Raw genomic sequence first — 22,328 nt, 5'->3', positions numbered from 1 at the left:
GTATTCAGCTAGCTGCGTCCTCGTACGCTTGGTCTTCGGCTAGGCCGGTCGCACCACGGATGGCGTGGTGGGCATTCTTCAGGCAGAAGGCAGATTCAACGTCGTTCGGCTTGCCGTACGCCTCGTTCAACTCGGCCACCATGGCCGGGGTCACACCCGCGGCCAAACCGTGCTTGGCGATGATCTGCCCGGCGAGGTAGGGCCGGGTCACCTTCGCCTGTACGCCGGGGGCCTTGGGCTTCCTCGGTTTGGGCTTGGCGGCCGTCGGTTGCTCATCTACCGGTGCGGTTTGTTTCGCCGTCGCCTTCTTATTCGCGGTTGTGGTCGCTGCGGTCGTCTTCTTCGTTGCGGTTGCCATGGTGGTCTCCTTTGGCGTTGGGGGTGTGCGGCAACATGCCGCGTTCGTTACACCCGCACTGTACGGCAACGAATAGGCGTCGCAACTCCTTGTTTAGGAGATATTTAAAGAAATATAGAGATTGTTTTGAAAAGCGGCTCATCCGCCACTCGCAACTCTAATGCATCGATTATCTTATTCGTGTGGACTTGAATTCAATTCCGATTCCGAATCTTGCAGAAGAGCGTCTTGGCCCGTTTCACCAAACACTACTTCGAGCTTTTATCAGTTTGGGTGTTGCCCAGCCCGTAACGCTAAATGAAATCCGTGCCGTAATGGGGTTCGAGCCTCATGAGCAGCAACAACTCCGGAAACGGATACAAGAACTAAGAGATGCGGGCTGGAACGCTCGACGTGTTGAAGGGCGTCGAAATCGTCAGTTTCTCTATGCCCTTGAATCAATTGAGCCGACGCTTGAGCACAAGCAGCCACACTCGATTAGTGCTAAGGACCGTGCAGAAGTCATGCATAGAGCAGGGCGGAGATGCCAAATGTGCGGACTGACTGTTAAAGAAGACGGAGTTAAGCTAGTTGTAGATCACAAGGTCCCTCGCAACTGGGGTGGATCAAATGATATTGAAAACCTCGAAGCCCTATGCGAAGAATGTAATGGTGGAAAGAAGGATTTCTTTGCGTCGCTTGACGCAGACCTCATGCGTAAATGCATGAATTTCGAGCTACCGATACAGCGACTCGGCGAACTACTTAAGGCTTTTGATGGACAGATAGTTCCACGCCGTTTGCTTGAGATTGTTGGGCAAGATGATGAATGGACTCGTCGGCTTCGCGAGCTACGCGACCTTGGTTGGGAAGTAAAATCTGTGCGGGCGAAGGGTGAAAGCGGAGCCGCACGTTTCGCGTATCAGCTTATTTCTTCTAGGCCATGGCCAGCGAATATCAAGGCGGAAATTGCCAAGTCCGCTCAAAAGCGTGGATCAAAGTCGCTTAGCTAGGAAGCAATGAAAGCTGCCTTAGATCAGCCTTTGCTGGGCGTGACGTTGGTCTATGTTTGAATTCGCGAAGATGCTTCTTAACGTTCTCGGCGATTGCCTTCGCTAGTGGAGGTGGTACAGCATTACCGATTTGTATCGCGATTCGAATTTTGGTTCCATGCCATCGAAAGTCATCGGGGAAACCTTGTAGGCGTGAGGCTTCCCAATGTGTGATAGGTCGGTCAGCTTTCGGGTGGAGGTACCTACCCTTTTCGGGTTTATAGAACTCTGTTCTGATTGTGCAGCGTGCAGGGCCGTCGTACTCAAGGCGTCCAAACAGGTCCGTGCCTCCGGATGTTTTACGTATCCAGCAGCCCGGAGTTAGTTCGGGTGCCAACCGTTGTAAATCAAACCGGTTGCCACCGGGTGGAATTAGTTTGTATCGCTTGAGTGAAAGCTCTGTGGGGTTACGGGCAATGTGCAAGTCAGATCCGCTAGCAGGAGTTGCATGCAGATCTTTGTGAATAGGCTTTAAAGGAATCGACTGAAATGCGTCCCGCACCGTTCGCTTCTCACCATTTGGTTTTGGTAGTTTGGTAGGCCCTAGCTTTGAACCGATGATTATGCACCGTCGCCTATTCTGCGGTGTGCCATACTCGCTCGCTAGCAAAACACCCATGCTGTCATCGGTGACATGGAATCCAAGTTTACGTGCCCTCCGTATGAGTGCGGTACCCTCCGCCGAGGTAAGCATGTTTGGCACATTTTCACACACAAAAACCTTGCAGTCGGACGACTCTACGACGTCCATGAAATACTGCCAAAGCTTGCGTCTAGGATCAGAACGTTTATTGCCCGTGAGGTTTGAGAACCCCTGGCATGGTGGCCCGCCAACAACGATATCCGCCTTGGGACAAATACCCGAAGCAACAACGTCCTCGATACTAGAGGCGACGATGTGGCTGCCAAAATTCTCGGCATAGGTCTTCGCGAAGTCGGGCTCTTTCTCAACAGCAAAAACAGCCTCAAACCCAGCTTGGCGAAAGCCAAGGCTCAGTCCCCCGGCTCCGGCAAATAGGTCAATTACTTTGTATTTTGAGGCCATGGCTTCCTTGCCGTAAACAGATAATTTCACATGGAGTCAGAAAATTGGCTACACAGCACTATATGGGTGGTGCGTAGGGCTGGCAAGCTAGCCGGGCCAGTACTGGCTGTTAGGACATACCGCCTAGCATAGGCCAAGCCACAGGTGTAGTAACGCAAGCTATTGCAAATATTTGCGGCATTTACCTATGTTCGTCATGTGAACTCGCGGGCAAAATCCCCGCAGTCATGCGTCGCATCGTTTTAGCCAATCACGGACCGTTTTTTCCGCCACCCCAAGTTCGCGTCCTATCCCCCGGTTGCTGTAACCATCCAGCCGCATGCGTAGCACGCGGGGCAGTAGCTTCAAGCGCCGCCGCTTCTTATATCCCGGTCGCTTATTCGGTGTTCGCCCGGCGGGTGGCTTCGCGGTGCGTCCTAACCGGGCGTGGTACTCGCGTTCTTCACGCGGTGGGGTATCCGGGTGCAGCACCGTCACCAGCGGCACCCCGGCGGCTTCGCATACTTCCTTGATGGTGTGCTGGCCTGCCCGCACGTTGTCCTGCTCGCCGGTCTGCCACGCGGCGGCACGGGCAAAGCGGGTCGTCCCCGTCGCCAACACCACGCCGCCGTGCTCGGCCGCCAGGATCGCCGCCTCGCGTATTGCGGCCAACGCCTCGCCCGCTGGGCCGGTGTGGCACCGCTCGCCCACCACGGGCAATCCTGCGGCGGCGGCCGCTTGGATTAGATCTTGCGTTTGCGGCTCCGGGTCTTGGCGGGAGCCGCTCACGCGGCAATACAGCACGGTGGGCGTGCCCGGTGGGATGTCGTCGATGTGTCGGATGTCTTCACTTGGCCAGTAGTGGTGCCGGGGGCGGCGGACGCCCCTTCGTCTTGATTGTTTCACGGGGCTTCCTTTCGTTGGGTCGCACGCCCCGCCGCTGGGGAAAGAAAGAAACCCAGCGGCGGGCCGTTGCACGGCGGTAGCTACTCCGCCTAACCGTATCATCAGTTTCGCGTCATCTGGGCGTTTCCAATCCGCTCGGTTGGCGTAGTCAGTGGTTGGTTAAATTAGCGCTAATGTCATGATGATCGGCCCGGCGGGTACGGGAAAAAGCATGTGCGCAAAAGCCTTGCCCGGCATCCTCCCGCCCTTGTCGCGTGACGAGGCGTTAGAGGTCACACGCATCTACTCGTCCATCGGTCAGGTCCCCAAAGGCCAGTCGCTGATGACCGCCCGCCCCGTGCGAGGCCCGCACCACACCGCCAGCCCCTTCGCCGTGGTGGGTGGCGGCGCGATCCCCCGGCCCGGCGAGGTGTCGCTCGCCCACCACGGCGTGCTCTTTCTCGACGAGATGCCCGAGTTCCCGCGGGCCGTGCTCGAAACGCTCCGCCAACCGCTCGAAGACAACCACGTCACCATTGCCCGGGCTCAGGGCTCGATCCGCTTCCCCGCCCGGTTCATGCTCGTCGCCGCCATGAACCCCACGCCCAAGGGCAGCAAGCCCACCGACGACGTGAGCCAACGCGCGATGGACAAGTACATGGCCAAGATCTCCGGTCCGCTCATCGACCGCGTCGACATCCACGTCGAAGTCCCGCCCGTGCCCTACCAACAACTCACCGGCGAGAAGAACGGCACCGACTCGGCCACACTCCGTCAGCGTGTCGTCCAAGCGCGGGCACGCCAGGCCGAGCGCAATGGCGGACCACTCAAGACCAACCGTGTCTTGTCCGGCAGCGAGCTCGACGAAGTTGCGCCACTCGAACCGCAGGCCAAAGAACTCCTCCGAGAAGCCATGACCTCCATCGGCCTGAGCGCCCGGGCGTACGACAAAGTGCGCCGCGTCGCGCGGACCATCGCCGACCTGGAAGAGTGCCATGACATCACGGTCGCCCATGTGGGCGAGGCGATCCAGTACCGGTTGCTGGATCGATCGACGTGAGCGGCTCCGGACTCTGCCTGCCCATGCCCTCGTAGCCACGTCAGAGCCCAACGACTCCACGCGTGACTTTTTGTCTTCTCCCCTCCCTTGAGGGAGGGGCCGGGGGAGGGTGCCGAGACTCGAGAGTCCGCCGCGATTTAGGACGAGGTTTCACACCCTCCCCTAACCCCTCCCTCAAGAGAGGGGAAGTGAGCGCGACGCGACAAACGTGATAGAAATACCCCAAACAAAAACACCCCGGCGTAGTGCGGGGGTGCATGGTCGTTGCTTAATGGGGTACCCGGGGGCTATGCGGATCGGCGGCGTGCCAAGAGCCCCAGGCCCGCCAGCCCCAGAAACGCAAGGGTGCCGGGTTCCGGGAGGACGATGTAGGTATTGCCGGAGCCATAGTAAGACGATGCCCCCAACCCCGCATCATCCTTTGCTTCCACCAACCCCGCGTTTGCAAGCCCGTAGCCAATGCCCAATGGGGACAGTGCGGTGGGGGTAATGAAAAACAATCGTATGCCGTGGTTGTAGTCGAACGTTTCGTATGTAATGCCCGCGGTGCCACCGACGTTTGTGATCTGAATATCCCCAGACGCATCAAAGTTGCCGAACCAACCGGTGTAATCAACACCCTGGGTTGTGGTAATCGTGCCTACCCAAGACTGTGAGATGACATCTGCCAGCGTCATCCCGTTGGCCGCGGCGAGCTGGTCGAAGAGGTGCGAGGTGTCGATCGTAAGCGAGTTGTACGTCGCCCCCACATCATCGTTGGTGATATTCATGCGGATTATGCGGTCTGGCCCCCAAACGAATGGACCATCTTGCGTCACCGCCACCGCATGGGCGCTAGACGCAACAAACGTGCATACCACAACTGCCGCCACCGAAAGTTTGAGTTTTTGCATGACCATCAGGCTTTCCCCGTAATTGATACAACGTAAGACATCACAATATACCGCACGAAAGGTGAAATGGTAGTGGCTAGAGGTATATACGGATGATGCAGAAACTTAACCCGGCCAGGCGTCGGAGCCGATCATGGGGACGAAGCGGCAGGCCAGGTCGTCGTGGCGTTGGAGCTCGTCGCCGTCGCGGGTGAACACCGCGAGCACCTGTTCGTTGCGGTCGCCCAGTGGAATCACCATTCGGCCGTGGGGTTCGAGCTGTTGGTCGAGGGCCACCGGCAGGCTCGGCGCAGCGGCGGTGACGAGGATGCGGTCGTAGGGCGCGAGGTCGGGCCAACCGAGCGAGCCGTCACCCACCACCAGCGTGAGGTCCGCCTTCGGGCAGGCTACGTGGAGACGCTGCCCCGCGGCTTCGGAAAGCGCGGCGTGGCGTTCGACGCTGATCACCGACGCGCCGAGCTCGGCCAAGACCGCGGTGTGGTAGCCGCTGCCGGTGCCGATCTCCAGGACCCGTTGGCCGGGCTGGACGTCGAGCAACGCCGTCATGTGGGCGACGACGAAGGGCTGGCTGAGGGTTTGGCCCAGCTCGGTGGGCAGGGCGTGGTCGCCGTAGACCTGGGCGGGGGTCAACTGCTGCGGTGCGAACCGGTGGCGTTCGACACGCCGCATCGCCTCGAGCACCCGCGGGTCGCGGATGCCCCGCGGCCGCAGCTGCGTGCGGATCATGCGTTCGGCGGCTTGGTCGAAATCGAGATTCACATCCACCTCACCGGTTTCGGGGTTACGATGCGCGGTCTGGCGGGGCAATCGGCTGCTGCCCGGACCTCACATCCATGATAAACCACACCCGATGTGGAAAACCCCCGAGCTAAACACCGTAAAACCCCTGTTTTCACAAGACACTTGACGTTTCGCGCCGTAGGCTTCAAACTACCGATAACTGTTCGCATGGAGGTGAACGCCTATGTCACAAGTAACCGACGGATCGGTTAATCCCCACCCGAATCAACCTCTCGACGCGCTGACCGCCCCGGTGACCCCGGCCGCTGTCTCTCGTCCCGACGTGCTGGGCACCATCGGCCCGGTCCCCAACGTCGCCACCCCCAAACCGCCCACGCAGCTCAGCCGTGAGCAGATCCTCGACGCCACCGAGGCCTGCCTGCAGGAGCTCGGCTACGACGGCACCACCATCCGCCGTATCGCCAAGCAGCTCGACTGTGCGGTCGGCTCGATCTACCGCTACTTCGACGACAAGCGGGCCCTGCTCGCCGCCGTCGTGCAACGCCGCTTCGAGCCCGTGCTCGAACGCATCGAGCAAGGCGCCCCAGCCGATGCCTCGGCCAACCTCTACGCTCAGATCGCCAGCGATCAGCCCGAGCTGTACCGCCTGATGTTCTGGCTGTCGAGCATCGGCAAGGCTACGCAAGACACCACGATGCCCGTCGTGGTCCAGAAGATCATCGAGAGCTGGACCAAGCAGTTCAACGACCAGCGTGCCGCCGAGTCGTTCTGGGCTCAGCTGCACGGCGCCATCATGATGGGCCGTCGCATCGACGACCTGTTGCCCGGCACCGCGATCTCAAACCCGCAGCAAGGCTGACTCAATGGCCGGCCCGGTCACCCTCGATTGCCCGGCCAAGGTCAACCTCGCGCTCGCCGTCGACCCACCACAACCCAACGACCCCCGCCGCCTCCACCCGATCGCGAGTTGGATGGCGGCGTTGTCGTTTGCCGACACGTTGACGGTGGAGCGGGTTGTTCCCGACTCGGAATCGCCGGGCGAGTCTTCGTTCGAGTTGGCGTATGCGCCCGACGCTCCGGTCCCGGGGGCGATCGATTGGGCACTGGAAGACGACCTGATGTTTCGTGCTCACGCGCTGGTCGAGCAACGCATGGGCCGGCCGCTGGCGGTGCGGGTTGAGCTGCAGAAACGCATCCCCACCGGCGCTGGGCTCGGCGGCGGGTCGAGCGACGCGGCGGGGATGATCGTGGCGTTGGATCGGCTCTTCGAGCTGGGGCTTAACGCAAGCGATCAATCCGCTTTGGCGGCGGAACTCGGGAGCGATGTCCACTTTGCCCTGGGCGTGCTGGCGGGACAAACCTCGTCGATCGTCACCGGCACGGGCGATCAAGTCGAACCCGCCCCATGCTCCGCCACGTGGCCAATCCATCTGGTGCTGATCCTGCCCCCCTTCGGCTGCCCCACCGGGGCGGTGTACGCCGCGTTTGATCGGCTCAACGCTTCGAAGTCCCCGATCAACGCCGACGACATCCGGGAACTCGCCCGGGGCTTCACGCCCGGCAACCGCGAATTGTTCAACGACCTGACCGCCGCCGCGGCTGACGTCCAGCCGCGGCTCAAGTCGCTCCTGGAGGACCTGGGCAGGCTCTCGCCCCGCCCCGTGCATGTCACCGGGTCGGGGGCGGCGTGTTTTGCCGTCACCGATTCGGCAGACGATGCCGAAGGGTTAGCGCAAGTCATCCGCGATGAATTGAACGTGGCCGCGTTGTCGACACAGACGATCTGACACCACACGACGTCTTAAGGAGCCGCAGATTCCAGCGCCCGACGCACCCGCTCAAGCTGTTCAGGGCTCAGCGGGTCGGCGGGGTCGAGGTATTTCTGCTCACGCAATTCCAAGACGGCCCGGTAGTGCTCACGGGCTTCGCCGTGTTCCCCCGCGGCCCAACGCGAGTCGGCCCACATCAGCCGGTCCTGGATGTTGTAGGGCGATTTCTCCGCCAGCGCCGCGAAGGCCTCGTCGGTCGCCCCGTGAGCTTCGGGCGTGCTGAGCTGCTGCGCCAACTCGGCCAACACCGAGGCCCGCAAGCGTTCGAACGTGGCCGGGCGTTTGGCTTCATCGACCGCGTCTTCGATCCACCGCAGCACAGAGCCGAGCTGCGACACCGGGACCAGCTGGGCACGCCAACGCAGAGCCCGCGTGTCGAGCCCCGCGGCGTGCTGTGCCTCGGCCAAGCGATCCAGTGTGGTCGATAGATTGCCCGCACGCAGGGCCGAGGTGGCCCGGGCCATCGCGGTTTCGTGATGGGTGACGCCCGCGGCGTAGACGCCCATCATTACAAGCACGACCAACCCCCAACCCCCCGCAATCATGGGGCTGACCTTGCTCGGCGGTTTAGCGGCTTCGGCAGGCGCGTCTTCTGCGACGACCGCCTTGGATTGAACGACACGCGCTCCGGCCGCACCGAGGATCAGCCAGAGGATGCCCATCGCCGCGGGCTGGAAGAACGCCATCTCGATCTGGTTGTGCACCAACGCCGCCGTCGCGGCCAGCAGCAGCGCGACCCGCTGGGCCGTCGTGGACATCCCGCCCCGTGCGCCAAGCAACGCCGCCACCGTGATGAACAACGCGAGCGCCAGGAGCCACAGCAGGGCCGTGTCGATGAACAACGCCCCCTGCCGGACGGTGAGCGTGATCGTGAAGACCACCGCCGCCGCACCCACCGCGGTCCACACCGTCGAACGCGTGGCCGCATAAGGCTCGGTTTCGGGTGACGAGTCTTCGGCCGCCAAAGATCGGCCCACCGCGCCGCCCGCCCGCCACAGCCACCACAGCATCAGTGCTGTCCACGCCCAGCCGCCGAGCCCGAGCATGGTGATCTGGTCGGTGAATACGCTGTGGGCGCTCGTCACCGTCTCGGGGTTGATCGGGTTCTTCGCACTCGGGTAGGTGTCGGCAAAGCCGCGTGCCCCGCTCCCGAGCAGCGGGTTTTCCGAGGCGATCTGTATCGCTGCTTGCAGGTAGTGCCAGCGAAACAGCAGGCTGCGTTCGCCGTCGATCGCCGCCCCGGCCACGAACCCGTCGGGCGAGGCCGGGGGCGGACCCATCGCGCCCCGAACGCCAATCGACGCAAAAGCCATGAGCACCAGGGCGATCGTCGCGAAATGGATCAGCCCCGACGCACGCTTCCAACGCGTGCCGATGAAGACGAGCCCCCCCAAGCCCAATGCGGCGACCAGCGCCAGCGTCGCGCCCTTGGATGCGGTCAACCCCACCACCACGAAAGCCGCCACCGCCGCCACGCCCGCCGCCCCGGCCAAGACCCATCGGCCCTGCCCCCGCGAACGCCACGCCGACCACCCCGCCACGCCCAGCCCCAGCATCGCGATCGCCCCAGCCACCGAAGCCAACACGTTCGACAGCCCAAACGTCCCCGTCGCATCGGCGAACCGCAGGCGACGCTCGAACAGCACCGCGGCCTCGGTCCCCGGGACCAGCCCCTGACGCTCCAGCATCGCGGCGGGGTCCTCATCAAACACCGCCACCGTCATGGCGTGTTCCACCCAGACGTACCACCCCGCCTCGGCCAGCAACGGCAACGCCGCGGCCACCACCAATGCCACGATCCACTTCCGGGCCGATGCGTGCTGTGCAAGGTGCATCGCCGACACCCCCACCGCCGACGCTGCGATCCACGCCCCGCCCTGGGTCCAGTCTTCCCAGCGTGCGGTGCCCTTGGTCATATGGAACGCCGCCACCGCCATCCCCAGCGACGCGAGCACCAGTGCCGCCTTGCTCAGCCTCGCCCCGGCCCAGACCGCGACCGCGATTCCCAGCCCCGCCACCACCACCGTCAGCGTCTGCAGCCAGGCCATGCCCAACGGGCCGAGCTCGGGCAGCTGATCCCCATACAGACCTTGCATATCGATGCGCGGGTCGCTTTCGAAGTACCGCACCGGCGAGTTGGGCGTGAAGCAGGGCACCAGCGCCATCGCTGTGAGCAACACCGCCATCGCGGCCACCGACGCCGATTTCATGCGACTCAACCCGGTTAATTCGTGATGGTCGGCAGGCGGCATCCGCACAGTGTAAACCTGCCCGCCCCACCATGGGCAAGGCCCCGCCTCACATCAGCGATTCGTTTCCGGTCAATGCCGATTCGGCTGGGCGGCCTTCACCGCGTCCAGCTTCTTCTGATAGCCCGACTGGATCACATCAACGATCACGAGCACCGCGACCGAGAAGTAGAACGTCGCCTTGCTCATCGGGTGGACTTCGAAGCCGAACAGCTTGAGGTGCGCCTCGTGCCCGCCCTCGCCCAGCAGCACGATGCCGACGATGAACAGGATGAACAGCCCCAAGACCTCGTACTTCCGGTTCTTGGAGATGAAATCGGTCACGCGGTCGGCCAGCAGCAGCATCGCCACGCCCGAGCTGACGATCGCGATGGCCAGCACGACGAAGACCTCGGTGATCGCCAGGGCCGAGAGGATCGAGTCGAACGAAAAGATCAGGTTCATGAACACGATCAGCGCGATGACCTGCGCTGCGCTCTTGGACTCTTTGGATTTGCCCGCGTGATGGAAGTCGTCGATCGACAAGAGGTGGCGGACCTCTTTGATCGCGGTGTACATGATGAACGCCCCGCCGAAGAGGAAGACGATCGTCGAGAAGTTAAACGCGCCCTCGATCACGCCTTCCCAGTGGACCTCGAAAAACGGCGCTTCGAGTTTTTTGATCAGCGAGATGATGACGAACAGCAGGACGATGCGCAGCGCGATCGCGATCAGGATGCCGTTGCGGCGGACCGCTTTCTGCTTGTCTTTCGGGGCCCGCTGGCTCTCGATCGAGATGTAGAGCAGGTTGTCGAAGCCCAGGACGGCCTGGAGGAACAGGAGCACGCCAAGATTGGCGAAGTTTTCGAATGTGAGGAGGTCGGCCATAGAGTTTTTCGCGGAAAGGGTTCGGAAGGTTGAATCAGAATCGGGTCAGCCCACGACGCTTGCGCCGCCGATACCGTTGATCAGCGGGTCGAGGGTGTTGAGGAACTGGGCCAGGAAGAAGTTGCTGATGATGATGGCGATGAAGCCGAGCACGAAGGACTCGGTGGCCGCTTTACCGACGCCCGCTGCGCCGCTCTCGCAGTTGAAGCCCTTGAAGCAGGCGATGAGCCCGATGAACAGGCCGAAGAAGACCGACTTGAACAGGCCGGTGAAGACGTCCCAGTTGGTCACGAGCTGGGCGGTGAAGTCCCAGTAGTCGGTTTGGTCGACGCCGAAGCCCGTCGAGACGACGAGGTAGCCCCCCGCGATGCCCAGCAGGTTCGAGAAGATCGTCAGGATGGGGAGCATGATGATGCAGGCCATGACCCGAGGCACGACCAGGTGCTGGATCGGGTCGGTTCCCATGACGCGCAGGGCGTCGAGCTGCTCGGTCACCCGCATCGTGCCGACCTCGGCCGAGACCGCCCCGCCGACGCGGCCGGCGATCATGACCGCGGCCAGCACCGGGCCGATCTGCTTCACGACCGACAGCGCGATGACGCCGCCGAGCTTGTTCTCCTGGCCGATCGCTTCGAACTGGCCGTAGGTCTCTAGGCCGATGACCGCGCCGACGAACGCCCCGACGAGCATGACCACGGGGATGCTGCGGACACCGATGGTGAACAGCTGGGGCATGAGCAGCCGCAGCCGGCTGTAGCCCGCGGGCTTGCGGACGGTCCAGTAGGCCCAGTGCCCGCAGAAACGCGAAAACTCGCCGAACCCCGCCAGGCGGTCGGTGATGTTGGTTCCGAAGTTCGCCAGCCGGTCAGCCATCATCCTTGAGGTGCCTCGCTCGCTTGATTGTTGCAGCCCACCGGAATGAGATCGGCGGATCGTCCCGCTCATCAGCACTTTGCCGCCGATCCAAATGATGAGAAAGGGTGACCGACGGGATTCGAACCCGCGACCCTCGGGATCACAACCCGATGCTCTAACCAACTGAGCTACGATCACCATCTGACACGCGGGCCGCATGGCCTTAGCGTCAAGCGCCAAAGAATATCGCCGAGGGCCTTGCGCTGTCAAACGCCCCGCATGCTGATCTGACGCCGCCACGTTAAGCAGCGTTTGCTCGCCCCCCAAGCGCCAGATACGATATTGCGTCACGCCCGCGCCGCGGTGCGGCGCGTCATCGATCAGATTGTGAACCCCCCGAAAGCAGACTCCTACATGATGAAGCCCGCTGCCAAGCCGCACTCGATCTGGACCGCTCTGTGCCTCGTCGGATTGCTCGTCGTCACCGTGATGGTCGGCGGCTGCCGCCCCGGCACCCAGGGCCCGTTCCCGGTCGTCGCCTACTCCGACGACGGCGACCTGCTGCCCAAGCCCTCGGGTGCCGGCCTGGTCATGTCCCCCGACGCCGAGATCCCCGACGTGCCCCGCCCCGTGGGCTTCGTCGGCGTGCCCTCCAAGAGCACCAGCAGCGTCGACCCGATCTCGGGCATCCGCACCGTGCACCACGTCTACCAGGGCCGGTCCAACACCCAGGACGCCGCCGCCTACTTCCGTCGTAACCTCGACGACTTCGGTTGGCAGCTCGACGGCTTCGACAACGGCGACCCGCGGGCCACCCTCCAGTCCTACGCCAAGGGCCCCGAACAACTCCGCATCGCCATCACCGGCGACAAGGGCATCACGACCATGGCCATCACCATCAGCCCGATCGCCCCGCCCCAGTAATTTCATTCTCCTCAACCTAATCGCCTCTCGACCGCTCTCACGCGGACCGGGATCGCCCCCGGAATTGCCACCCCATGGAAACGCCCCCCAAAGCCACCCCGCCCAAGAACGCCCCGATGGCTCACGACCCGCACGAAGCGGACATGGACAGCGAGCTGTCCAGCTTCTTCAGCGACGTGAAGTACGTCTACGACAAGTTCGGAACCCAGTTCATCGGCGGCCTGGCGATCTTTGCCATCGTCTTCGCCGGCTACAACTTGATCACCAAGAACCGCGAGTCCGCCCTGCAGACCGCCTGGCTGGACCTCTACGCCTCGGTCACCCCCGAAGCGCTCGAAGTCACCGCCGAGAGCAACAAGAACCCCGCCGTCCGGGCCAAGGCCCACCTCAACGCCGGTGACCTGCTGCTCGCCGAATCGCGCACCGCCTCGGATGAAGACGCCCCGGCGATCCTCAGCTCGGCCGCCGAGCAGTACCAGGCCGCGCTCGACGAAGCGCCCCACCTCATCTTCGAGCTCAACGCACTTGACGGCCTGGCGACCGTCGCCGAATCGCAGTACGACACCGCCAAGGCCGGCGAGTTCTACAAGCAGATCAAGACCAAGGCCGAGGGCGAGTTCCCCTACTGGGTGAGCCTCGCCGAGAACCGCCTGGCCCTCCTGCCCGAGCTTGCCGAGGCCGTCGAGTTCGCCCCCGAGCCTGTCGCCGAAGAGTCGGCCAGCGGATCGTCCGCCCCGCCCACCGTCAGCGGTGTCGACCTCACCACGCCCTTCGAGCTTGCCCCGGAAACCCCCGAAGCCTCGGCCGAAGCGGAACCCGCCGCCGAAGCCGAGCCCGCCGCGGCCGAGTGACGCGAGCCGTCACGGGCGGTCCACCTCGCCCGAAAAACGCCCAGCCCCCAGTAGACCAAAACGTTTTCACCTGTAGCGTTTTGTCTTCTCCCCTCCCTTGAGGGAGGGGCCGGGGGAGGGTGCCGAGGCTTGCGGTTTGCCGTGGTTTGGGGCGAGGTTAGTCACCCTCCCCTAACCCCTCCCTCAAGGGAGGGGGATTGAACCCGAGGCTACAGGTGGAGTAGGAATGTGCTCGTCATGCCCGCGGAAGAAGATCAACCCGACGCTTCCAACCCTTTTGACTTAAGCCACGACTCCCCCGAGCCCGCGCCCGACCGCGAGCTCGATCCCGATGCGCGTTACGAGGCCACGACCCTCGAAGAGCTCGAAGACGCCGGGGCCGAGCACCGCGTTTACGACATCACCACCGATTCCAAGAAACGGCTGGATGTGTATCTGCACAACCGCCTAAAGGGCATCAGCCGCAACCAGATCCAGAAGCTCATCGGCCTGGGCGGCGTCACCGTCAACGGCAACAACGTCAAGCCGTCCTACAAGCTCCGCCAAAACGACCGCGTCGAGGTGATGGTCCCGCCCAAGCCCGCGATCGACGTCCACCCCGAGCCGATCCCGCTGCACATCCTCTTCGAAGACCGCGACATGGTCGTGGTCAACAAGCAGGCCAACTTCATCGTCCACCCCGCCCGGAAATACAAGACCGGCACGATGGTCAACGCCCTGGCCTACCACCTCGAACACCCCGGCTACAACGCCTCGCCGTTCACCGAGCAGGCCAAGGCGCAGAAGACCGAGCTCTCGGAAGTCGGCAAAGACGATCAGCGCCCCGGCGTCGTCCACCGCCTGGACATGAACACCACCGGCGTGATCATCTTCGCCAAGCAGGAAACCACCCACTGGCTCCTCGCCAAGCAGTTCGAAGACCGCACCAACCTCAAGTGCTACCTCGCCTTGGTCCACGGCTGCCCGGACCCACCCTCCGGCGCGATCAACCAGCCGCTGGGCAAGCACCCGACCATCCGCGAAGGGCACGCCGTGCGCAACGATGCAAGCGGCAAGGAATCGCTGACGTTTTTCCGCGTGCGTCGCCGGTACAAGGGGTTCTCGCTCATCGAGTGCGAGCTCAAGTCCGGGCGGACCCACCAGATCCGCGTGCACCTGTCCTACCACGGCTTCCCCATCGTCGGCGACCAGCTCTACGGCGGCGAAACCGTCGGGCCTCCCGAACTCCTCGACCCTCCGATCGCGGCCGGGGCGCGGCCCAACCTCAACTTCGCCCGCACCAAGGCCGAGGGCCAGAAGATCGAGGCGAAAGCCGCCGAGCGCGCCGCCAGCGGTGAACTCGTCATGGGCACCCCCGCCCTGCACGCGGCACTCCTGCGCATTCAACACCCGGTGAGCGAACAATCGATGACTTTTACCGCCCCGCTCCACTCGCCAATGCTCGACATCGTCCGTGAGCTCGAAGCCAACCACCGGGCCGAGGGCGAAGTCGTCACCGACGGCACGCACATCAACCTCTCACAAGCCCTGCCCGGCATCGACCTGTCGTGAGTGGTCCACCACTTCCGACAAACTCCGCATCCGGTAGCCGCGTTTCTCGGTGACCTCGATCAGTTTCTCCAACGTCCTCAGGGTCCGTTCACCCCGGCCCGCTTGCTCGCCGATACCTTCGTGCAGCACCAGAATCGCACCGGGGAAGGCCGCCCCGCCGATCTGCCTGCCGTAAGTCTCGGGCAGATGCAGGAACGTGTCCCACGGCATAAACGAACCCATGGCAAACGTGGGCTCGTATCCCGCGGCCACCACGGCGGGCAACATCACGTCGGGGTCGAAATTCCCGCCCGCGGTGCGGAACCAACGCGGCTCCACCCCCAAGTCACGCAGCCGTTGGTCGGCGGCGCTAAACGTTGCGGCGAATTCCGACTCGCTTAACGAAACGCTCGGCACATCGGACAGCGTGTGGTTGCCCAGCTCGTGCCCCTCGCTCAGGATGCGCTGCACCGCCTTGTCACCCCTCTCGCCCATCACGTCGAGGTGGTCGGCGTGGATGAAAAACGTTGCGGTGATGTCGTGCTCCGCCAGCAGATCGAGTATCGGCTCGGTGTGATCCGACGGGCCGTCGTCGATGGTGAGTGCGATCAGTTTCTCGTCCCCCACGTCCACCCGGAACGTGCCCTCCGGCCCGATGGTTTCAGCGATGGGCAGCAACGCGACCTGGATGTGCCCGCATGCCGGGAGCATGAGCACCCCGAGCAACAGCAACCCGCCGACGATCTTCAAAACCCGCCTCCGTTTCCGCCGGCGTCGCTTGGGCTTCGCTGGGTCATCGGCTTTAGTCATCGCCCTTGCCCGGCGCGATCCACGGGATGTCGTCCACCCCCTCAAGCTGGTTCGCCCGGCGGGCCATGGCAAACAACAGATCGCTTAGGCGGTTGAGGTACACGATGACGTGGTCGCCGATGGGCTCCATCGTGGCCAGCGCGACACACAACCGCTCGGCCCGGCGGCAAACTGTCCGAGCCACGTGCAAGCGCGAAGCGAGTTCGGTCCCGCCCGGCAGCACGAAGTGTTGCATGGCGGGCACGGGCTCACAGACCGCGTCGATCCACTGCTCTAATTCAGCAACCTGCGTCTCGCCGACACGGGGGACGGTGGAACTGCGGCCGGTCTCGTGGCCGTCCTCATCCAGCTCGCCGTGGGGCGTCGCAAGGTCGGCGCCGATCTCAAACAACCGGCTCTGGATCGAGGTCAGGGGCTGCAAAATCTCGTCGGGTCCGCCGGTCGAAATGACCAGCCCGATGACGCTGTTGAGTTCGTCGGCGGTGCCGTAGGCCTCGACGCGGAGGTTGTGTTTCCCCACGCGTTGGCCGCCGTAAAGATCGGTCAGACCCGCGTCGCCACGTTTGGTGTAAAGCTTCATTGCTGCATGATAGGACACGGTTTGCCGGAGTTGAGCCGCGTCATGAAATACGGCGTCAAAACAAAGTATTTTTGCCTCGCGGGAAACATACGCCTATGCTGATGCGTTGCGGCGAATCCGGGAGACACCCAGCCGCTGTCCAACCAAAGGATCACCATGCCCGACAGCTCCACCCTCGACGAAACCGACACCAACTCCGACAAGCAGGCCATGCCCGACGTGCAGGGTTCGCAGGATCAACGCCGCGTGGCGATCAACAAAGTGGGCGTCAAAGACATCCGCTACCCCATCGCCCTGGACACCCCCAGTGGCGGCAAGCAGTCGACCGTGGCCACGGTGAACATGTACGTCTCGCTGCCCCAGGAGAAAAAGGGCACCCACATGTCGCGCTTCCTGGAGATCCTCAACAAGTACCACGAAGCGATCAGCTCCAAAGACATCATGCTCGTCTGCCACGACATGAAGCAGCGTCTCAACGCCGACGACGCCCACCTCGAACTCGAGTTCCCCTACTTCATCGACAAAGAAGCCCCCATCTCCGGCATGCCCGGCAAGCTCGACATCGAAGTCTCCTTCGAGTGCAACTCCAACGGCACCGACGACTTCATCCTGGGCATCAAGGTCCCCGCGACCAGCCTCTGCCCCTGCTCCAAAGAAATTTCCAAGTACGGCGCCCACAACCAGCGCTGCGTCATGGAAGCCAAGGTCCGCTTCGCAGAAGGGCAATCGATGATGATCGAAGAGCTCTTCGAGATCGTCGAGAAGTGCGCCAGCACGCAGGTCTTCTCGGTGCTCAAGCGTCCCGACGAAAAATTCGTCACCGAAGACGCCTACGAGAACCCCAAGTTCGTCGAAGATATCGTCCGCGACCTCGCGGTGGCTCTGAACAACGAAGACCGCATCGCGTGGTACCAGGTCAACTCGGAAAACTTCGAGTCGATCCACAACCACAACGCCTACGCGATGGTCGAACGCGACAAGCGCTAAGGCATTCGGCTCCGCCGCCTGACGGTTGACTGTCAGCCAGCAAACAACCACACCACCCAACGGCGTCCTGCACAACAGGACGCCGTTTTCGTTCATTTCTACACAAACCGTTTCGCCGAAATCGCTGCGAGCGGTTACCCTGTGCGATCCGCCGCCCGGAGCCGCGGAGCGGAATGTATTTATGGCCAAGCGAAAGAAACCACCCCGCAACTTCGAGCCGCGCATCCTCAACCGACGCGCCAAGCACGACTACGACATCAGCGAGAAGCTGGAAGTCGGCATGAAGCTGCTGGGCACCGAGGTCAAGAGCATCCGCCACGGCCACGTCTCCCTCGCCGAGGGCTACGTCGCGGTCAACCCGAACGCGATGACGCTGCAGCTGCACAACGTGGACATCGCCCACTACCCCCAGGCCGGCCCCTTCCAGCACGACCAGAAACGCGTCCGCCTGCTCCTTGCCCACAAGCGCGAGATCAAGCAGCTCTACGGCCGGACCACCGCCAAAGGCGTCACCATCATCCCCCTGGCCCTCTACTTCAAGAACGGCATGGCCAAGCTGGAGATCGGCGTCGGCGTCGGCAAACGGCAGGCCGACAAACGCCAGGACATCCGCAAGAAGGAAGCCGACAAGGAAATCCGGAAAGCAATGACACGAAGGGTCATTGGGTAGTTTTTTCTTGGAAGATCGCCTGCGCGGCGGGCGGTCAGGGCTGCGCCCCGACACCCCAACAGCCCTACCCGAGCACGAAGCGTGAGCGAGTGCCCGGCAGAAGCACTCGCTGACGCTTCGTGCTCGGATGGTGCGTACCGCCGCCCGGTGCCTTCGGGGTGCAGGGGCAGAGCCCCTGCCACTCGCCGCGCAGGCGACGGCTACTTATCATCTTCCGATTAACCCGAAGCCCGATCGCGACAAAGCTATGCAACGCCTGCTTATTCCCCTGACTTTTTTCCAGAGCCTCGCCACCGTGCTGCTCGAGCGGGGGTTGTATTTCTACACCGACGAGATCCTCAAGTTCAGCGAGGCGGAAAATCTCGGGCTCGCGATCGTGTTCGGCGTCTGCTACGCATCGGGTGCCATGCTCTCGCACAAGGTCACCAAGAAACGCGGCGAACGGCCGACGCTGCAATCGCTGATGATCGGGCTGTGCATGCTGAACATGACGGTCGCGCTGATGCCGACGCCGCTGATCGTGTGGTCGGGCTTTGCGGGGATCGGCCTGCTCATCGGGATGAAGTGGCCGGTGATCGAGAGTTACGTGACTGCCGGGGCCACGCCCGACCGGACGCTCAAGGTCATCGGCAGATTCAACATGGCCTGGTCGAGTGCGATGCCTTTCGCCCTGGCGCTCACCGGCGTCATGATCGAATGGCTGCCGCCCTCCTCGTTCATCATGCTCGCCGGAGCGATCTACCTCTTCACCCTGCCGGTGATCCTGCAGCTGCCGTGGGTGCCCGAGCACCTGCCGCACGACCACCCCGAACGCCCCGACCCGCGGCGTGTCCGGCGGTACCGAGCCCTGATGAACTCGTCCCGCTGGTCGCTGATCGGGACGTGCGCAATGATGTTCCTGCTCGTCCCGCTGATGCCCAGCATCTTCGACCGGCTGGGGCACGGCGTGCTCTGGGCCCCGGCGTTGTCCTCGGTGCTGGATGTCGGCCGATTCCTCACTTTCGTGGCGCTCGGCATCTGGACGTTCTGGCGGGGCCGATCGCTGCCTCTGGCCGTGTCGGCGATCGGGGTGCCCACCGGGTTTCTCATGGTCCTGTTCGCCCCGACCACCGCGGTGGCGATCGGCGGGGAGCTGATCTTCGGCTTCTGCGGCGGGCAGGTGTACTTCGCGGCGCTCTACCACGCCATGGTGCTGGAGAACGCATCCGTCGAGGCGGGCGGTCACCACGAGGCCCTGATCGGCAGCGGCTTTGCCCTGGGCCCCGCCATCGGCCTGGCGGGCATCGGGCTGCAGCGCGTCGTGGGCGACCCCGTCGGCGGGATGCTGATCGCCGTCGCCCCGCTGGTGCTGCTCTGCCTGGCTGCTTCGCTCTGGCCGCTCATCAAGCTGCGTCGCGAGGAACGCCTCGACCCGGCCCCGAGCCAAGACGCAGCGCAAGCCCTACAATGACCCTTTGCCCCGATTTCCCCCGAAGAAAAGCCCAACCGTGACCATGACCGCCCCCACCACCGACGCCACCGCCCTGCCCTTCGACTGCTCGCAGATCGCCGCCGACCACGGCACGCCCACCTGGGTGTACGACGCCGCGGTTATCGAGAAGCGCATCAGCGAGGTCCAGCAGTTCGACACCGTCCGCTACGCCCAGAAGGCCAACTCGAACCTGGCCCTGCTCGCGATCATGCGGAAGCACGGCGTGAAGGTCGACGCCGTCACCGCCGGGGAGATGCACCGCGCCAAGCTCGCGGGCTACGAGCTCGGCACCGACGACGTGGTCTTCACCGCCGACATCTTCGACAACGACGCGATCGAAATGATCCGCCAGTACAACGTACCGGTTAACGTTGGCAGCCCCGATATGATCGACCAGCTCGCCGAGGCGGGCATCGACGTGCCGATCACCCTCCGCATCAACCCCGGCTTCGGCCACGGCCACTCGCAGAAGGTCAACACCGGCGGCGAATCCTCGAAGCACGGCATCTGGCACACCCAGGTCGCCGACTGCCTCGCCGCCGCCAAGAAGCACAACCTAACCGTCCACGGCCTGCACATGCACATCGGCTCGGGCAGCGAGTTCGATCACCTCGCCCAGGTCGCTGGCGCGATGGTCGATGCCGCGCGCACCTTCGCCGAGTACGCCGACACGCTGACGACGATCTCCGCGGGCGGCGGCCTGCCGATTCCGTACCGCAAGGACAATCTCGAGCGCATCGACCTCGACCGCTACTACCAGGTCTGGGATGATGCCCGCAAACAGATCGCCGAGATCGCCGGCCGCGACATCCACCTCGAAGTCGAGCCGGGCCGGTACCTCGTCGCCGAGTCGGGCTACCTGCTCACGCAGGTGCGCAGCGTCAAGCAGTCGGGCAGCAAGCACTACATTGTGATCGACGCAGGCTTCAACGACCTGGTCCGCCCCAGCTTCTACGGCGCCTACCACCACATCTCGGTCGTCCGCCCTGACGGCTCGACGCCCGAGGGCACGACCGACTCCATCGTGGCCGGCCCGCTGTGCGAGTCCTGCGACGTCTTCACGCAGGAAGAAGGCGGCTTCGTCACCACCCGCAGCCTGCCCACCGCCACCGCCGGCGACTACCTCGTCCTCCACGACGCGGGCGCCTACGGCATGGCCATGAGCAGCAACTACAACTCCCGCCGCCTCGCCGCGGAAGTCCTGCTGAAGGACGGGCAGACGCACGTGATCCGCCAACGCCAGACGTTCGAATCGTTAACGCAGTTTGAGTCGATCCCGGACGGGATCTGAGCGTTGTAAGCTCGCAGCGATAACGGTGCTTATGTCCGCAGACGTCTTCACCTACGGCTCGCTCGTGATCCCGGCCGTGATGGAGGTCGTGACGGGGCGTTCGTTTCGGCATGAAAACGCAACGCTTCGAGACTTTGAGCGGTTCCTGATCGCGCAGCAGGTGTATCCCGGGATCGTGCCCGCCGAGGGTATGCATGTGACGGGGAGGCTGTACTTCGATGTGGATGAGGCGTCGTTGGTAAGGCTCGATTATTTCGAGAGCGAGGTCTATGACCGGCAAACCGTTGAGGTTGAGTTGGCTTCGGGGGAAAGTACTCCGGCGTTTTCGTATGTGGTGTCCGAGCAATATCGCCACCTCCTAAGCGGAGAGGCGTGGGACGAGGCGACATTTGTGGAGCGACACTTGCCGAACTTCCTCGCAAGGGCGCGCGGCTGGATGTGCGAGCTCGACGAGAGCGATTGAAACTCTTTCGAGGCGTTTGCCTTTGCTCCCTCTCCCCCCGGGAGAGGGCTGGGGTGAGGGCGGCTGGAAGTTTTTATGCGGGCGGCCGGTGGGCACAGGCGGATCGTTAGTGCCCTCACCCTAACCCTCTCCCGGGGGGAGAGGGGACCAAGGCAAACCATATCTATGGTTGATTACGCCCCGGCCCGGCCGTCATCTCCCTGGCGCGTTGAAGAGCTTTCTCCAGGCCGTCCTTCTCGTACGCTTCCTGCAACGCCAAGTACCGCGCCACGCGGAAGCCGTTCCACGCCTGCCAGACGACGAAGGCCGAGAGCAGCAGCAGCATGATCTGGCTGATCTGCTGGAGTAACGGGATGAACTTCGACACGCCGAGCAAGGCCGTGAGGAACGCGAAGCCGCCGATGACTAGGCCGATGCTCGCGGTGACACGCAGGCTCTTGGCCCGGCCCATGAAGAACCACAGGATCGACTGCAAAATCTGCCCGCCGTCGAGCGGGTAGATCGGCAGCATGTTGAACACCAACAACGCCGTGTTGATGCTGCCCATGATCAGTAGGTAACTCTGCAGCCAGTCCGGGAAGCCGCCCGAGAACATGTACAGCCCGAAGAAGACCGGCACGAGCACCACGTTCACCAACGGCCCCGCCGCGATCGACCACAGCACCGCGCCAGGCCGGGCCGGCGGGTTCACGAACGCCACGCCGCCCAATGGCCAGAGCACGATGTGTTTCGCCTCCCCGCCGACAGATCGGCAGGCCAGGGCGTGGCCGAACTCGTGCAGCACGATGATGCCGAAAAGCGAGCCGTAGATGAGCATGAAACTCATCAGATCGCCCGTGCTTTGGCCGCCGGTGTAGCTGAAGAGGATGTAGGCCGCGATGAACCACGACCAGTGGACGAACACGTCGATGCCCCGGAAACCAAACAGTCGGAATGAACCTTGAGGGGATAGCATGGTC

At 63.2% G+C, this 22,328-nt stretch carries 23 protein-coding genes and 1 tRNA gene; 12 read left to right on the top strand and 12 right to left on the bottom strand.

Features of this window, described 5'->3' with window-relative positions:
- Positions 1-4: 4 nt before the first annotated feature.
- The gene (locus HNQ40_RS16935; protein WP_184678997.1) at positions 5-358 is read right to left on the bottom strand and encodes a hypothetical protein; all 354 of its coding nucleotides are present in this window, start codon (positions 356-358) and stop codon (positions 5-7) included.
- 182 nt (positions 359-540) lie between these two features.
- Between HNQ40_RS16935 and HNQ40_RS16930 the strand changes: the two genes are divergently transcribed.
- Positions 541-1,350 (top strand): HNH endonuclease, encoded by an 810-nt coding sequence (locus HNQ40_RS16930; protein ID WP_221435602.1) that lies wholly within the window; start codon positions 541-543, stop codon positions 1,348-1,350.
- Here the strand turns inward: HNQ40_RS16930 and HNQ40_RS16925 are convergent.
- Together HNQ40_RS16925 and HNQ40_RS18555 are read right to left on the bottom strand one after the other, a co-directional pair.
- Positions 1,343-2,464 (bottom strand): DNA cytosine methyltransferase, encoded by a 1,122-nt coding sequence (locus HNQ40_RS16925; RefSeq protein WP_221435601.1) that lies wholly within the window; start codon positions 2,462-2,464, stop codon positions 1,343-1,345. The two genes, HNQ40_RS16930 and HNQ40_RS16925, sit on opposite strands and share 8 nt — an antisense overlap.
- Before the next feature lie 195 nt (positions 2,465-2,659).
- Positions 2,660-3,319 carry a helix-turn-helix domain-containing protein gene (locus HNQ40_RS18555; RefSeq protein WP_184678996.1) on the bottom strand — a complete coding sequence of 220 codons (660 nt, stop codon included), beginning with the start codon at positions 3,317-3,319 and terminating at the stop codon, positions 2,660-2,662.
- 178 nt (positions 3,320-3,497) lie between these two features.
- On the opposite strand from HNQ40_RS18555, the gene HNQ40_RS16915 reads away from it, so the two are divergent.
- Positions 3,498-4,358, top strand: a complete 861-nt coding sequence (locus HNQ40_RS16915; RefSeq protein ID WP_315852783.1) for a YifB family Mg chelatase-like AAA ATPase — start codon at positions 3,498-3,500, stop codon at positions 4,356-4,358.
- Positions 4,359-4,645: 287 nt separating this feature from the next.
- Here the strand turns inward: HNQ40_RS16915 and HNQ40_RS16910 are convergent, their stop codons facing one another.
- Together HNQ40_RS16910 and HNQ40_RS16905 are read right to left on the bottom strand one after the other, a co-directional pair.
- Entirely contained in the window at positions 4,646-5,251 is a 606-nt protein-coding gene (locus tag HNQ40_RS16910) for a PEP-CTERM sorting domain-containing protein (RefSeq protein WP_184678994.1), read from the bottom strand.
- Between the two features lie 105 nt (positions 5,252-5,356).
- A complete protein-coding gene (locus HNQ40_RS16905; protein ID WP_221435600.1) occupies positions 5,357-6,010 on the bottom strand; it encodes a protein-L-isoaspartate(D-aspartate) O-methyltransferase in 654 nt (217 codons plus the stop codon).
- Between the two features lie 205 nt (positions 6,011-6,215).
- Here HNQ40_RS16905 and HNQ40_RS16900 point away from each other — a divergent pair, with 205 nt between their 5' ends.
- Both HNQ40_RS16900 and HNQ40_RS16895 read left to right on the top strand, forming a co-directional pair.
- A complete protein-coding gene (locus HNQ40_RS16900; RefSeq protein ID WP_184678993.1) occupies positions 6,216-6,851 on the top strand; it encodes a TetR/AcrR family transcriptional regulator in 636 nt (211 codons plus the stop codon).
- 4 nt (positions 6,852-6,855) lie between these two features.
- Positions 6,856-7,779: a 4-(cytidine 5'-diphospho)-2-C-methyl-D-erythritol kinase gene (locus HNQ40_RS16895; protein ID WP_184678992.1), complete on the top strand. Its 924-nt coding sequence runs from the start codon at positions 6,856-6,858 to the stop codon at positions 7,777-7,779.
- A gap of 14 nt (positions 7,780-7,793) precedes the next feature.
- Here HNQ40_RS16895 and HNQ40_RS16890 read toward each other — a convergent pair whose 3' ends face one another.
- From HNQ40_RS16890 to HNQ40_RS16875, 4 genes are all read right to left on the bottom strand, one after another.
- Positions 7,794-10,031, bottom strand: a complete 2,238-nt coding sequence (locus HNQ40_RS16890; protein WP_184678991.1) for an O-antigen ligase family protein — start codon at positions 10,029-10,031, stop codon at positions 7,794-7,796.
- 111 nt (positions 10,032-10,142) lie between these two features.
- Positions 10,143-10,937, bottom strand: a complete 795-nt coding sequence (locus HNQ40_RS16885) for a TerC family protein (RefSeq protein ID WP_184678990.1) — start codon at positions 10,935-10,937, stop codon at positions 10,143-10,145.
- A gap of 45 nt (positions 10,938-10,982) precedes the next feature.
- Positions 10,983-11,810 carry an MlaE family ABC transporter permease gene (locus tag HNQ40_RS16880; RefSeq protein WP_184678989.1) on the bottom strand — a complete coding sequence of 276 codons (828 nt, stop codon included), beginning with the start codon at positions 11,808-11,810 and terminating at the stop codon, positions 10,983-10,985.
- Between the two features lie 106 nt (positions 11,811-11,916).
- Positions 11,917-11,990: transfer RNA gene (locus HNQ40_RS16875), tRNA-His, on the bottom strand.
- A 216-nt stretch (positions 11,991-12,206) separates the two neighbouring features.
- On the opposite strand from HNQ40_RS16875, the gene HNQ40_RS16870 reads away from it, so the two are divergent.
- The 3 genes from HNQ40_RS16870 to HNQ40_RS16860 all read left to right on the top strand — a co-directional run bounded on the left by HNQ40_RS16870 (position 12,207) and on the right by HNQ40_RS16860 (position 15,118).
- A complete protein-coding gene (locus HNQ40_RS16870; protein WP_184678988.1) occupies positions 12,207-12,716 on the top strand; it encodes a hypothetical protein in 510 nt (169 codons plus the stop codon).
- Between the two features lie 74 nt (positions 12,717-12,790).
- Positions 12,791-13,567 (top strand): hypothetical protein, encoded by a 777-nt coding sequence (locus tag HNQ40_RS16865; RefSeq protein WP_184678987.1) that lies wholly within the window; start codon positions 12,791-12,793, stop codon positions 13,565-13,567.
- Between the two features lie 237 nt (positions 13,568-13,804).
- Positions 13,805-15,118 (top strand): RluA family pseudouridine synthase, encoded by a 1,314-nt coding sequence (locus tag HNQ40_RS16860; RefSeq protein ID WP_184678986.1) that lies wholly within the window; start codon positions 13,805-13,807, stop codon positions 15,116-15,118.
- Here HNQ40_RS16860 and HNQ40_RS16855 read toward each other — a convergent pair.
- A complete protein-coding gene (locus HNQ40_RS16855; protein ID WP_221435598.1) occupies positions 15,086-15,907 on the bottom strand; it encodes a polysaccharide deacetylase family protein in 822 nt (273 codons plus the stop codon). The two genes, HNQ40_RS16860 and HNQ40_RS16855, sit on opposite strands and share 33 nt — an antisense overlap.
- Positions 15,900-16,487: a cob(I)yrinic acid a,c-diamide adenosyltransferase gene (locus HNQ40_RS16850; RefSeq protein WP_184678984.1), complete on the bottom strand. Its 588-nt coding sequence runs from the start codon at positions 16,485-16,487 to the stop codon at positions 15,900-15,902. The genes HNQ40_RS16855 and HNQ40_RS16850 overlap by 8 nt, the downstream gene beginning before the upstream one ends.
- Positions 16,488-16,697: 210 nt before the next feature.
- On the opposite strand from HNQ40_RS16850, the gene folE2 reads away from it, so the two are divergent.
- From folE2 to HNQ40_RS16825, 5 genes are all read left to right on the top strand, one after another.
- On the top strand, positions 16,698-17,474 hold the full coding sequence (folE2, locus tag HNQ40_RS16845; protein ID WP_184679283.1) for a GTP cyclohydrolase FolE2: 777 nt from the start codon (positions 16,698-16,700) through the stop codon (positions 17,472-17,474).
- Positions 17,475-17,655: 181 nt separating this feature from the next.
- Entirely contained in the window at positions 17,656-18,144 is a 489-nt protein-coding gene (gene smpB, locus HNQ40_RS16840) for an SsrA-binding protein SmpB (protein ID WP_184678983.1), read from the top strand.
- Between the two features lie 247 nt (positions 18,145-18,391).
- Positions 18,392-19,594: an MFS transporter gene (locus HNQ40_RS16835; RefSeq protein ID WP_184678982.1), complete on the top strand. Its 1,203-nt coding sequence runs from the start codon at positions 18,392-18,394 to the stop codon at positions 19,592-19,594.
- Between the two features lie 43 nt (positions 19,595-19,637).
- Positions 19,638-20,906 (top strand): diaminopimelate decarboxylase, encoded by a 1,269-nt coding sequence (gene lysA / locus HNQ40_RS16830; RefSeq protein WP_184679282.1) that lies wholly within the window; start codon positions 19,638-19,640, stop codon positions 20,904-20,906.
- Positions 20,907-20,937: 31 nt separating this feature from the next.
- The gene (locus HNQ40_RS16825; protein ID WP_184678981.1) at positions 20,938-21,369 is read left to right on the top strand and encodes a gamma-glutamylcyclotransferase family protein; all 432 of its coding nucleotides are present in this window, start codon (positions 20,938-20,940) and stop codon (positions 21,367-21,369) included.
- A gap of 163 nt (positions 21,370-21,532) precedes the next feature.
- Here the strand turns inward: HNQ40_RS16825 and HNQ40_RS16820 are convergent, their stop codons facing one another.
- The gene (locus tag HNQ40_RS16820) at positions 21,533-22,324 is read right to left on the bottom strand and encodes a site-2 protease family protein (protein WP_184678980.1); all 792 of its coding nucleotides are present in this window, start codon (positions 22,322-22,324) and stop codon (positions 21,533-21,535) included.
- Between the last annotated feature and the right edge of the window lie 4 nt (positions 22,325-22,328).

Origin of the sequence: Algisphaera agarilytica (genome assembly GCF_014207595.1) — a bacterium.
Taxonomy (GTDB): domain Bacteria; phylum Planctomycetota; class Phycisphaerae; order Phycisphaerales; family Phycisphaeraceae; genus Algisphaera; species Algisphaera agarilytica.
This window is presented reverse-complemented; position numbering and strand designations above follow the sequence as displayed.